The organism is Polynucleobacter acidiphobus, assembly GCF_003065385.1.
In the GTDB taxonomy this organism is placed as follows: domain Bacteria; phylum Pseudomonadota; class Gammaproteobacteria; order Burkholderiales; family Burkholderiaceae; genus Polynucleobacter; species Polynucleobacter acidiphobus.
The window spans coordinates 1,158,460-1,170,534 of record NZ_CP023277.1 but is presented as its reverse complement, the minus strand read 5'-3'; the positions used below and the strand labels follow the sequence as shown (position 1 = coordinate 1,170,534).

Sequence of the window (12,075 nt, the reverse complement as noted above, 5' to 3'; positions counted from 1 at the left end):
GCGGGTAAGGAGTTCAGAGCTAATCATTTGTCCCCAATCTCGCATCTAGCAACCACTTCCTATAAGCCTCTCATTGCAACTCACATAGCAACTCAAATAGCAACTCACTTTGCGACTCGTAAATATTTAGCTTTTGCTAATAAAAACCGTATTTTTCCTATCCAAAATGAGCCAAATTAGCCCATCGACCAAAAAGAGGTCGTCCAAAACACCAAACGATCACACACTTAGTACTAGCAATTCAATTAAGGAGAATGTGATGGGTGCAATTAGTGAACTTAAACTCGTAGCGGATAAAAAACCACGCAATATGCCGGTCGTCGTAGTTCGTAGGAACAAGTTGGCAGCCAAACTCTGGGAGCAGATCCAGTTGGCCAAAAGCCAAATTGAAGGCACACCGTTTGTGATCCACAAATTTCGTAGCATTCGCGATCCCGAATCCGGTGTGAAGAAACAGGTGGAAGTACCGAAAAGGATTAAACCGTGGTGGTTTCAAAGCGAGGCTGGCAAAGTCTGCATTGCCATTCGTTACGGTAGCTATACCTTGGAGCTGGCTAAAGGTATGAGTAGTATTGAGGTCGCCAGTGCCGCCGATCTCATCAAAACCTTGGAGGTCATCAAAATCGCCGTGGACGCTGGGGAGCTGGATACGCAGATTGAATTGGCAAGCCAGCACTTACGGCAAAACTTTGGATAAAAAAAGCCACCCCGCAGGGTGGCGAATACTTTCGGAGACACTAGAACGTCGTTACATTAGAGAAAACAATGCATAGATATCCTACTAGTAAATTTAAGTTGACAGGAGATTATTAAAAAATACTATCAAAATTTATAATCGATTGATTAAATTGATATAAATACTGGTATGAAACAGTTTCAATGCTTAGTGCGAGCGTCTGGGATGGTGGTGCAAACCGTCATCCTGGCCCGAACCAGCCTCGAAGCTACCAAGATTCTGCAAGCGCAATTTGGTGCAGCGAATGTATTGCAAGTTCCACACCAGGTGGGGTACTAATGCGGATTGCGGAAATTAAACCTCAGCGTCCGCTAACGCCAAATCAGCAGCGCATCAAAAGCATGCAAGCGCGGGTCAAGCAAGCACAACAAGCGGTGAAAGCGGAGCGAGCTAGGCAACAGATTCAGCGGGCACAAGCCAGTTTGAGTCAAACATCTAAATAAGCTCCACTAGATATTGGTTTACACAAGAATCGACTGAGATAAGTTCGTCGGGAAACCCGACACATTAGGTTCGCCTTCTTTTCTTCCATGTGTATATATCACCATTAGATAACTTACCCTGCTCAATGCCGTCGGCACCAAATTTTCCTACAACTTCCATTCCATCGAATTGGATGACGACAAATTCACCACATTCTTTTGCCCATGCCATGGCTTGTTCAATCGTTTCAAATTGATGTGTAATTGAGCGGTGATGAATTGTTACCAAGTCAATTTCTCAGTAATTTAAATACCAATATTTCTAAATGTTAGGTTAATCCTTGGTGAATCTATCGATTTACTTTTCATTAACGCATGCTGCCAGAACATTTGTGTGGGCGGATTCATTAACAATAGACTTTCACTCTCAAGAAAAACTGAAATAGTCGTCTTATCACTGCGGTGTCGGAAGTTAAATTTTCGAGTAGCGCCCAGTGATAATGAGGCAATAGGGGATTTGGGGTCTAGTTCGCGTTCATCATCGCTGTGCCAGCCCATACCGTCATTACCATCGTGGTAAAGGTTTAATAGGCATGAGTTAAATCGGAGCTCGGTAAATTGCTGTAACTGATTCTTAATAGCCAGTAATTCTTTAGTCCACGGCTGCGGTTCTTTCTTCACTCCTGAGTAGGTATAAGTGCAGTTTGGATCACCAAGCCATGCGACTTGACGTCTGGTTGTCACCAATTTTCCAAACATCCACAGTTGATCCGATTTCCAAGCAATTGATTCCATTAAATGATTCATCAATCTGGCGCCGTTTTGATCACTTAAAAAGTTTGGAAAATAGTGAACCGCGCCATCTCGCGGTAAGAGATTAGCTGATGGCAATAACTTATTTGCCATACATGCGCCTGCGTGAGTGCGCTGCCACCCCATCCTTCAGCGCTTCACGCACCGGAATCGCTAATAAGTCAATACTTTTCTTGATCGCTAAGCGTTCCATCTCACTTGGAACTGATTTTTGAATGATGGGGTATACCCAATTGGGTAAATTGTTAAATCCAGCCCGGCTAAGGAGGGTGATAAAAGGTTTGGCAAGTAATTTACTTGGAAAGTTTTCCAGTAAATGGATAACACTTTTGGCTCGTTCACCATAATGCAGTTCGGGTAAGTATGCATAGATGGCCTGTTTGGTACCTTCATAAGTGTCGGGTAGATGAGTAGCGCCTAGCCGATAGCCAAGGGATCTCATTTCATGAAAATATTGGTCCTTATGCTTGGCGCTTAATGCTTCGTTTCGATAATCCTCATAAGCATTCATGAAGCTAAAGGTCTCCGTTAGCTGAACCCAGGCAAGAAGATGCGGATCTGTGGCGAGATAGGGTTTGCCCAACTCATCAATTCCGGTAACTTTTGAATGAATGGTATTTACTTTTCTAATAATAGTTTCTGCCATATCGGTCGGACCATAAGTTGTAGCCGCGATGAAATAAGCCGTTCGTCCAAGCCTTCCTTTTAAATCCGTCCTAAACGTGGAGTGATCCCAAACCCCAGCTAGTGCTTGGGGATGCAAGGCTTGTAAGATCAGCGAACTAATCCCACCAATCATCATCGCTATAAAGTCTTCATGCACTTTCCAGGTGATCGATTCAGGGCCAAAAAGACCTGGGTCGCCTGGTGGACTTAAAAAAGCCGTTGGTGGGCCACTACCACCCACCATTTCACGTATGACTTTTCGTATTAGGTCGTCAAGCATTGGATTAAAGAAAAAGAGTTATTTTATAAGGGCATAACCCAGTCAATTTTAGGGATCTAGGTTGATCTGGCTCAATAATAATTTTTTTGAAAGCATCCAATAATTTCAGCCATAATGAATCGGTAGTAGCCATTTTCATTGATTTCACTATTTCATATGAGGTTCAAAATGCTTCAAAATATTCGATTTCGGCTTGCGCGTTGGATACTTGGAAAACATTGCAACTGCTATCAAATGGGCTATCACCCATTAGTAAATTACACAAAGCTTAGTAGTGATCAGTTGGAAAAATCACGCTTACGCAAGGGCTCATGAGTCTCATTATAAAAATACGCCGAATATACGATGAGATCATTAGTATGATTCGGGCCTATTCGCGTTAGAGAAGGCTTTTTCGGATTTGAGCCATTTTTTTAGTATCCACATGAAGTCGAATGCCCAGATGTCCAGTACTTGCTCGCACTGGAAATTTTGTTAGGCCAATCTCAACTGATTCAATCGCACTATAGCTTGCACAGGCCTCCACGATTCGAGTAATCAGTCGTTCTTGCGTTTCATAATGGCTATCGCCAGCCAGTATGTCAATGTCGCGAATAAGTTCATCGTAGTCAAAGACTCGATCCATGCGGTCTTCATCAATGAGAACGAGTTTTCGATCGATCCAAAGCTTAAGATCCAATACATGCTGTTTTGGACGAGGTTCTCTGGGGCCGTAAGTTCCAATTTTTGTCTTTAGTTTGAGGGCGGTGAGCTCAACATAGGCGCTTGTCATGATGATTCCATTGCAATTAGGGATAAGAATTCTTTACGTAAATTACTATTTTTTAAGAACAAACCGCGCATGACACTATTTGTCTTTCTAGATTCATTATCGTTAGTACCGCGCCACTGGATACAACTATGATCGGCATTCATCACAATGGCAAGGCCATCGGGTGATATCTGATGTTCGATCATTTGTGCAAGCTGAACAACTGCCTCCTCTTAGATTTGTGGTCGCGACATGATCCAATTTGTCAGTCGAGCGTATTTTGAAGGGCTGATGGAGTCATTGTTCTTATTTGGCAGGATGCCAATCCAAAGCCGTCCCATAATGGGGCAGAGATGATGGGAACAAACACCTCGGACTGTAATTGGACCAAGAATTGTGAGCTCACTAGCGGATATCTTTTTGGGAGTCACCGGTAAATCAGGCTGCGGAAGATAGCGTCCCTGGAATACCTCAAGAATAAACATTTTAGCCACACGCCGGCATGTATTGTGTGTATTGTGGTCGTTGGCAGTATCAATTACTAAGCTTTGTAAGACCCCTTCAATTTTTTCGCTCACTTCTTCGATTAGAAGACCCAATTCACCAGACTGAATGACCGCCGAAATATTATCTCGCGCATGAAAACGGAGTTTTTTTGCTTTAATTCGTTGACGTAAGATGGTTGAAATGGGTAGCTTAGGGCTCATGAAATAGCCATTGGTTTAGAGTACCTCTCGAATCGTGCGTCCAATACTGACCGGAGCGCTTGTGGGCGCAAAGCGTTGAATGACTTTGCCCGACCGATTAATCAAAAATTTTGTGAAATTCCACTTAATGGTTGTTGATCCCAAAAGACCCGGTGCCGAATCTTTTAGAAAATTAAAAAAAGGGTGTGTTCCCGCTCCATTTACTTCGATTTTTTTGAATAAGGGAAACGTAATTTGATAGTTGGTTTTGCAAAAGTTTGCGATTTGCTCAGAATCACCCGGCTCTTGATTGCCAAACTGATTACAGGGAAAGGCAAGTATTTCAAAGCCGCGATCTTTGAAATCCCGATACAGGACCTCCAAACCGCGGTATTGCGAAGTAAAACCACATTCGCTTGCGACGTTAACAACCAATAACACCTTATCACGGTAATTCGCTAAATTATCGACGGTGTTGTCAATTCGGATTAGCGGTATATCTGGGAGCATGAACGTGAAATAGTCTTCAGTGATTCTTTTACTGTACTGGATTTAGTCCCGAGCTGCTTAGCGACCGATCGCTGTATCCGGCTTATAAAACCATTGCTTCAAAGGGGGTTTATTGAGTCTGCGATTACTAAAGAGGCTCAGCAAAAACTGCGTAACGATGCTAATCTGAACTATTGAATACTAAATCTAACTGATTAACCATGGCATTCCAAGAAATTAAAGTCCCTGATAACGCCTCTGTTGCCCAAAAGGGCCTGGCCTGGGTCGATTCACGTTTTCCATTGAGTAAGCTCTTTAAAGAGCATATGAGTGAGTACTATGCTCCCAAGAACTTTAACTTCTGGTACTTTTTTGGCTCCTTAGCGATTGTGGTGTTAGCCATTCAGATTGTAACCGGCATTTTCTTGGTGATGAACTACAAACCGGATGCCATGAAGGCATTTGACTCGGTGGAGTACATCATGCGCGAGGTGCCTTGGGGATGGTTGATTCGCTATATGCACTCCACTGGCGCCTCGATGTTCTTTGTGGTGGTGTACCTGCATATGTTCCGTGGCTTGATCTATGGTTCCTATCAAAAACCGCGTGAACTGATTTGGATCTTTGGTTGTACCATCTTCTTGTTGCTCATGGCCGAAGCCTTCTTAGGCTATCTCTTGCCCTGGGGCCAAATGTCCTACTGGGGCGCTCAGGTGATTATTAATCTCTTTGCCGCTATTCCTTTAATTGGTCCAGATTTAGCCCTTTGGCTGCGTGGTGATTATGTGGTGGGCGATGCCACCCTAAACCGCTTCTTCTCCTTGCACGTGATCGCCTTGCCATTGGTCTTGGTCGGTTTAGTCGCCGCTCACATTATTGCTTTACATGAAGTGGGATCAAACAACCCAGACGGTATTGATATTAAGAACAATTTAGATGCCACCGGTAAGCCAGTCGATGGGATTCCGTTCCACCCGTACTACTCCGTGCATGACATTATGGGTCTGGGTGTGTTCCTCATGATCTTCGCCGCCATTGTGTTCTTTGCGCCTGAGATGGGAGGTTACTTCTTAGAGGCAAATAACTTCATTCCGGCGGATCCCTTACAAACGCCGTCGCACATTGCGCCGGTGTGGTACTTCACGCCGTTTTATTCAATGCTGCGTGCGACGACGACCCCATTCTTGATCCCCTTGTGGATTTTGTGTGCGGTGATTTTGGGGATGGTTATCAAGACCAACAAAGACATTCGGGTTAAAGGTGTGTGCGCTGGTATTTTGGCAGCTCTGGCGCTTGGTTTTTACGCATTAGATGCCAAGTTTTGGGGTGTGGTCATCATGGGCGGTACGGTCGTGATCCTGTTTTTCTTGCCTTGGCTTGATAAATCCCCGGTGCGCTCGATCCGTTATCGCCCAGATTTTCATAAATACATTTACGGTATTTTTGTTGTGAGCTTTGTGATTTTGGGCTATCTGGGTATCAAGCCACCGTCACCACTCTTTGAGAAGATCTCGCAGATTTGCACAATTTACTATTTGGCATTCTTCTTTGCTATGCCTTGGTGGAGCAAGATGGGCAAATTCAAGCCCGTGCCCGATCGCGTGACCTTTGAGGCGCACTAATCCATAAGAATAATAGAAGATATTAATCAGTAACTTATTTGTACCTAATGGCTTAAAAACTGTTAAGCTAAAACTTAATCTTTTTTAGGGAGATTGAAATGTTATTCAAGTTTGCATTATTCAATGCTTTTGTGGCTGGTACAGGCACTGTAGCCATTATCTATTTGATGAGTAAAAAGTTAAATCCTTTATGTGCCAAACACGCGAAAGCTCATCAAGAGAATTTTCAATCAACAAACGGTGAGTAATCATGGAAATTACTCATTACACCTTGGGCTTTATTTTCATGGGAGTTGGCTTAGCAACTCTTTTAATCATTATTTATGGCAGCAGAAGGCCTAAGGATCACGATCAGACTTCAGATCATTAAAAAATACCACTCCTAAGAGTGGTATTCGAACGAAGACATCGAACTACATGATGCCTTTAGATTTTATTTAGCTGTAGCGAAAAATATGGTTTTGAGTTGCAAATAACGGATAGCACTTCAAATATTAGTTAATCTATTCTCTGTTTATTGGATTCCCATAACCTTCTTTGCATCAGCTAAAGACTTCATGGACTCAGTGTGCTGGCCGGCTTTGTGTTGCTCTTCACCTTTGGCGCGAAGCTCTTTTACTTTTGCAGTATCTTGAGCACTTAATTTAGTAGTGGGCATAGCGGCATCAATTTTTTTCATCTCACCTGGACAACCATGAGCTAAGGCAAGACCAGAGGCAGCGAGTAGGACAGTTGATACGAGCAGTTTTTTCATTGAAACCTCCATTTGTTTGAGATTTCAATATAGCGCCTAACATGCTTTCTTGCTTTTGCAAGTCCTATAAATGACCTGTTAGCATCATTGGTATAAGAGCTGTCAATTTAATGTGACATTTACCTATTGGCGCCCATAGGCAGAAGAGCCCCACCTGGATTGGCGGCATACACGAAAAGGCACAACTGTTTATAGTTTGTTAATGCACTATCAACCCATCACCATTTCTGATCGCATTGCCTTGACCTTTACCAAAAGTATGCGGTTCTTTGCTGATACCTTTTTTAAAACTCGGTATGGGCATCGCGCCGTTGTATTAGAGACCGTAGCGGGTGTGCCAGGGATGGTTGCTGGAATGTGGACCCACTTGACTAGCTTACGACGCATGCGGGTCGGCTACGGTCCTAAGATCCGTACCTTGCTGGCCGAAGCCGAAAATGAACGCATGCATTTAATGACGTTCATTGAGATTGCTAAACCTAATTTGTTTGAACGGTATTTGGTATTAATTGCCCAAGCCATCTTTTGAAATCTATTTTTTGTGATTTATGTATTCTTTCCGCGAACAGCCCATCGTATCGTTGGCTATTTTGAGGAAGAGGCCGTGTACTCCTACACTGAGTACCTCAAAGAGATTGATTCTGGAAGAACCCCCAATATTCCAGCACCCAAAATAGCAATTGATTATTGGAAATTAGCTCCGGATGCAACATTACGTGATGTGGTAATCGCCGTGCGTGAGGATGAGGCCCATCATCGTGATACCAATCATCAATTTGCCAAAGAATACGATGAACAGCGTAAAACGTCCTAGTCAATGGAAGGAATAACCAGCAATGAACTCCAACGAAAAAGTAATGCTTGAGAAGTTTCTTGAGCAATTAAAAAATACTCAGGCAAATCCAAAAGACCTTGATGCGGATAAATTGATTACAGACAGCACCAGAGATAATCCCGATACAACTTATTTGTTGGTTCAGCGCGCACTAGGGCTGGAGTTAGCCCTGCAGGCTACCCAAAAACAACTTACTGAGCTACAGGTTGTAAACGCGCAGGCTAAGCCAACCAGTTTTATCAATGACCATAATGCCTGGGGTAGGGCGCCAGGTTCGCCCCCGACTAATGCGCCACTCCAGACAACCAAGACGAATGCGGGTTCCCCAAATCAACCGAGTGCCTGGGGCACTGGTTTATTAGGAACCATTGCAACTACTGCTGCTGGGGTGGTGGTTGGATCGATGCTCTATCAAGGCATTCAGAATATGTTGAGCCATAATCAAAACCAGCCAAACATAGGTCCGTTGGGCTCTGGCGAAATTAATAATGACCTACGAACGGTTCAATATGACCAACATGATTTCCAAGACCAAATCGATAGTGATTTTGGCGGCGATGACTTTGTATAAGGTTTAATATGGAGTTAGCCCTCAATCCAGCCCAAGCGGAGCTAACTCCTCATTTAATTCGTGAGCTACGTTCCGATCACGCAGGTGAGACTGGAGCGGTTTACATTTACCAAGGCATTATTACGATTGCCCAAATTTATCGTAATCAAGAATTAGTCACTTTTGCTAAGCATCATTTAAAGACCGAAGAAGAGCACCTTCAATTGGTTGAAGAATGGTTAGAGTCAAGCAACCGAAGCCGTTTGCTTGGTCCATGGAGAATGGCCGGCTGGTTAACTGGCGCTATCCCTGCTCTTTTTGGATCTAAATCAGTCTATGCCACGATAGCGGCTGTAGAGACTTTTGTGGATCGGCACTATCAGGAGCAAATTGATCACATGCAGTCTGTTGGTGGGCCTAAAGAGCTACTATCCCTATTGCAACGTTGTCAGGCCGATGAACAGCACCATCGCGATGAGGCTAAAGACCTAATTCAATCAAATCCTCCAGGGCTCGTTCTAGCCGCTTGGTGCATGGTTGTTGGAATTGGTTCAAAACTTGCAGTTTCATTGGCCCGACGAATCTAGCTAAATCCGCAAAATTGATAGTTAAATTGAATGCGATTCTGAAAAACTAGGCTAGTATCAATATTGTTTTCTTCCTCAATTCGGTCGCTTCGGCGACCATTTTTTTCATTTACTTAGAGAAATTGTCGTTTTAAACGACAGTCATAAGTAAACATCAGTTTAGTAACGACTATTTAGAGCGCTGATTAATCATTAAGTTAGCAAAGATCAACCGGTTCATTGATAATAAATGACTTAAATACCTGATCGTTTCTAAGTAATGCCCACCAAAAATCCAATTTATGCCTTTGTTGACATTGAAACCACAGGTTCGCGGGCTAACTTAGATCGCATTACCGAAGTTGGCATCGTGACTCTTGAGAATCAAGAGGTATCCGAATGGTCGGGATTAATCAATCCAGGCGTATCAATACCGAATAATATTCAGCAGCTCACGGGCATTACCCCCACTATGGTGAGCGCAAAGCCTAGTTTTGCTGAGATTGCAGAGGAGTTGTACCTCGAGCTCAAAGACAAGATCTTTGTGGCCCATAATGCCCGCTTTGATTACAGCTTTCTGAAAGCTGAGTTCAAGCGCTTGGGAATTGATTTCTCCCCTAAGGTGATTTGTACGGTAAAGCTCTCCCGACGCCTATTTCCGAATCAGGCTAGGCACAATCTGGATACCCTGATCGCGGTTCATGGTCTCCAGGTCGAAAATCGCCACCGAGCGCTTGACGATGCCAAATTACTGCATCAGTTCTGGCAGCGCTGCGAGGCCACCTTTGATCAAGAGCATTTCCAGACCCAAATTGATTATCTATTAGGAAGACCGAGCCTTCCACCGCATATTGATCGTGAGTTGATTGATGAGATCCCCAACCGACCCGGGGTGTATCTCTTTTACGCCGAGAATAAGCAACCCCTCTATATCGGGAAAAGCAATGACCTGCGAGCGCGGGTCATGAGTCATTTTCAGGCCTCATTAACGAAACGTAAAGAAATGAAGCTTTCTTTACAAGTGCGAGACATTGACTGGATTGAAACCAGTGGTGAGTTGGGGGCTTTACTCCTAGAATCGCGCCTGATTAAAGAGAAACTACCGAGCTTAAACATTAAATTACGCCGCTCACGGGATTTATGTGCCTGGCAGCTTATAAAAGGACCCAATCACCTAGAACTGCGCCTTGTGAATCACCATGAACTGCAACCAGGCAAGCAAGATCATTTGTATGGACTCTTTTACAGTAAGCGTGAGGCCACCCAAACCCTACAGTCAATTGCCAAACGTAATCAACTCTGTGAGGGACTCTTAGGCTTTGAAAAGTTAACGACCGGAAGTCCTTGCTTTGGCTTTCATGTGAAGCAGTGTAAAGGAGCATGCATTGGAGCAGAGCCTCGAGCGATTCATGACCTACGGCTACAAACCGCTTTACTCAAATTAAAAGTAGCGATTTGGCCCTACTCAGGAGCCATCGGGATTCGGGAAGGGGAGGATTTGCACCTCTTTGATCATTGGTGCTACCTGGGTAATGCCATCAGTGAGCAAGAAATTGAAGAGCTTCTAAAGAGCGGGGAGCCCGAATTTGATCTCGACATCTATAAGTTGATTAAAAAGGCTCTGAAATCATTACCCCAAGAGAACGTCTTGAATCTGAGCACTTACCAAAGATATCCCGAGTACGATTATTCAACAAGTGTCTAGATATAGGACGCTTGAATTTGTCGGTTTTCCCGACAAATGCCTGCAAACATCACGAACCTGAAACGAGACCTCACTCAATTCCACCAAACCGGCGTTTTGACGAACACCTCAAACCCGCCCACTGTAAGTCCTTGTCGAGCATTGTCTAAAGCAGATTCGCCAGCCCTTCTAAGCCGTAGGTCGCAGGTTCGACTCCTGCTGGGCAGGCCAGATAACAGTTTTTAATCTCAACTTATTTTTTTAAGTTAAGTTCGGAACCTTAAATTTTTTAACAACAAAATCAATGAAACTTTTGACGCGGGCGGACGTCTTATGTTTTTCAGAGTAGATGGCATAAATGTCTGCATCGGGTGTTTGATACCCCTCTAATATTTGTACCAATCGCCCTGATTGAAGGTGTTTTGCCACATCCCATTGCGCCCGCAGCAAAATACCATGCCCATCAAGCGCCCAATTCACCGCAATTTCACCATCATTGGTTGCTAAATTCCCGCGGGTTTTGATCATCTTGGAGGCATTGGTCTGTTTGGATTCATTAAATCTCCAAACCCCATAGCCTTCATCCCCTTGTCGAATACCGATGCAATTATGTTTGACCAAATCTTCTGGGGATTTTGGGACGCCAAACTTCTTCAAATAAGCTGGTGAGGCCACTAAAATCCGTTTATTTGGGGCAATAAATTGGGCAATCACTCTGGAGTCAGGCGGCGGGCCAAATCGAAAACACACATCAAAAGAGTCATCAGTTAAGGCGGGTGGGTTGACCGAGAGCTGGAGCTGAATTTCAATTAGAGGATATTGTTTGGCAAAGCTGGAAATCAGTGGAGCAATTTCGCTGCGTCCAAAACCGAGTGTGGCATTAACCCGTAATAAGCCTTTCGGTACCTCAGTGGTCCCCCATAAAAGCCCTTCCAAATTATCAATATCGCCCAAGATTTTGCGGGCATGTTCAAGGTAGATTTCGCCTTCAGGTGTGAGGCTCATCCGACGCGTAGTGCGATTAATGAGAGTGATCCCAAGGTTGGATTCCATGAGGCTTAGGCGTTTGCTGACCGCCGCAGTTGTAATGCCCAATTCACGAGCGGCAGCGCCCAAATTTCCTGCTGTAATCAGGGTCGAAAAAAAACCTAAGTCAGAGGGATTAATCGTTTTTGCCATAGTTAACTTTTAATTAATAATAGTTTAAATTTATCATTGAAT

At 44.0% G+C, this 12,075-nt stretch carries 14 protein-coding genes and 2 pseudogenes; 8 read left to right on the top strand and 8 right to left on the bottom strand.

The features are described from left to right. Window positions 1-259 precede the first annotated feature (259 nt). The 3 genes from AOC32_RS06240 to AOC32_RS09810 all read left to right on the top strand — a co-directional run bounded on the left by AOC32_RS06240 (window position 260) and on the right by AOC32_RS09810 (window position 1,179). Window positions 260-697, top strand: coding sequence for a DUF6641 family protein (locus AOC32_RS06240; RefSeq protein WP_108508645.1), 438 nt, complete (start codon window positions 260-262; stop codon window positions 695-697). 168 nt (window positions 698-865) lie between these two features. Further along, window positions 866-1,015, top strand: a complete 150-nt coding sequence (locus AOC32_RS09765; protein WP_159074910.1) for a hypothetical protein — start codon at window positions 866-868, stop codon at window positions 1,013-1,015. Further along, window positions 1,015-1,179 carry a hypothetical protein gene (locus AOC32_RS09810; protein ID WP_199908489.1) on the top strand — a complete coding sequence of 55 codons (165 nt, stop codon included), beginning with the start codon at window positions 1,015-1,017 and terminating at the stop codon, window positions 1,177-1,179. Before AOC32_RS09765 ends, AOC32_RS09810 begins: the two co-directional genes overlap by 1 nt. A 64-nt stretch (window positions 1,180-1,243) precedes the next feature. Here AOC32_RS09810 and AOC32_RS09760 read toward each other — a convergent pair whose 3' ends face one another. From AOC32_RS09760 to AOC32_RS06215, 6 genes and pseudogenes are all read right to left on the bottom strand, one after another. Next, window positions 1,244-1,447, bottom strand: a complete 204-nt coding sequence (locus AOC32_RS09760) for a hypothetical protein (protein WP_159074909.1) — start codon at window positions 1,445-1,447, stop codon at window positions 1,244-1,246. Window positions 1,448-1,464: 17 nt separating this feature from the next. Beyond that, complete coding sequence (locus AOC32_RS06235; protein ID WP_108508644.1) at window positions 1,465-2,064, bottom strand: alpha-ketoglutarate-dependent dioxygenase AlkB family protein; 600 nt, start codon at window positions 2,062-2,064, stop codon at window positions 1,465-1,467. Further along, the gene (locus AOC32_RS06230) at window positions 2,054-2,917 is read right to left on the bottom strand and encodes an oxygenase MpaB family protein (RefSeq protein ID WP_108508643.1); all 864 of its coding nucleotides are present in this window, start codon (window positions 2,915-2,917) and stop codon (window positions 2,054-2,056) included. The genes AOC32_RS06235 and AOC32_RS06230 overlap by 11 nt, the downstream gene beginning before the upstream one ends. Window positions 2,918-3,296: 379 nt before the next feature. Beyond that, window positions 3,297-3,689, bottom strand: a complete 393-nt coding sequence (locus AOC32_RS06225; RefSeq protein WP_199908488.1) for a dihydroneopterin aldolase — start codon at window positions 3,687-3,689, stop codon at window positions 3,297-3,299. Then, window positions 3,686-4,375: pseudogene (folE, locus tag AOC32_RS06220) on the bottom strand (GTP cyclohydrolase I). Before folE ends, AOC32_RS06225 begins: the two are co-directional and overlap by 4 nt. A gap of 15 nt (window positions 4,376-4,390) precedes the next feature. After that, window positions 4,391-4,864, bottom strand: a complete 474-nt coding sequence (locus AOC32_RS06215; RefSeq protein ID WP_108508641.1) for a glutathione peroxidase — start codon at window positions 4,862-4,864, stop codon at window positions 4,391-4,393. 200 nt (window positions 4,865-5,064) lie between these two features. Between AOC32_RS06215 and AOC32_RS06210 the strand changes: the two genes are divergently transcribed. Continuing rightward, complete coding sequence (locus AOC32_RS06210) at window positions 5,065-6,465, top strand: cytochrome b (protein ID WP_108508640.1); 1,401 nt, start codon at window positions 5,065-5,067, stop codon at window positions 6,463-6,465. A gap of 514 nt (window positions 6,466-6,979) precedes the next feature. Here the strand turns inward: AOC32_RS06210 and AOC32_RS06205 are convergent. Next, window positions 6,980-7,219: a hypothetical protein gene (locus AOC32_RS06205; RefSeq protein ID WP_108508639.1), complete on the bottom strand. Its 240-nt coding sequence runs from the start codon at window positions 7,217-7,219 to the stop codon at window positions 6,980-6,982. Window positions 7,220-7,421: 202 nt separating this feature from the next. Here AOC32_RS06205 and AOC32_RS06200 point away from each other — a divergent pair. The 4 genes and pseudogenes from AOC32_RS06200 to AOC32_RS06185 all read left to right on the top strand — a co-directional run bounded on the left by AOC32_RS06200 (window position 7,422) and on the right by AOC32_RS06185 (window position 10,875). Continuing rightward, a pseudogene (locus AOC32_RS06200) lies at window positions 7,422-8,033 on the top strand (alternative oxidase). A 22-nt stretch (window positions 8,034-8,055) separates the two neighbouring features. After that, window positions 8,056-8,625 carry a DUF2076 domain-containing protein gene (locus AOC32_RS06195; protein ID WP_108508638.1) on the top strand — a complete coding sequence of 190 codons (570 nt, stop codon included), beginning with the start codon at window positions 8,056-8,058 and terminating at the stop codon, window positions 8,623-8,625. Between the two features lie 8 nt (window positions 8,626-8,633). Further along, complete coding sequence (locus tag AOC32_RS06190; protein WP_108508637.1) at window positions 8,634-9,191, top strand: demethoxyubiquinone hydroxylase family protein; 558 nt, start codon at window positions 8,634-8,636, stop codon at window positions 9,189-9,191. A 259-nt stretch (window positions 9,192-9,450) separates the two neighbouring features. After that, complete coding sequence (locus tag AOC32_RS06185; protein WP_108508636.1) at window positions 9,451-10,875, top strand: 3'-5' exonuclease family protein; 1,425 nt, start codon at window positions 9,451-9,453, stop codon at window positions 10,873-10,875. Between the two features lie 240 nt (window positions 10,876-11,115). Here the strand turns inward: AOC32_RS06185 and AOC32_RS06180 are convergent, their stop codons facing one another. Beyond that, window positions 11,116-12,033 (bottom strand): LysR family transcriptional regulator, encoded by a 918-nt coding sequence (locus AOC32_RS06180; RefSeq protein ID WP_108508635.1) that lies wholly within the window; start codon window positions 12,031-12,033, stop codon window positions 11,116-11,118. Between the last annotated feature and the right edge of the window lie 42 nt (window positions 12,034-12,075).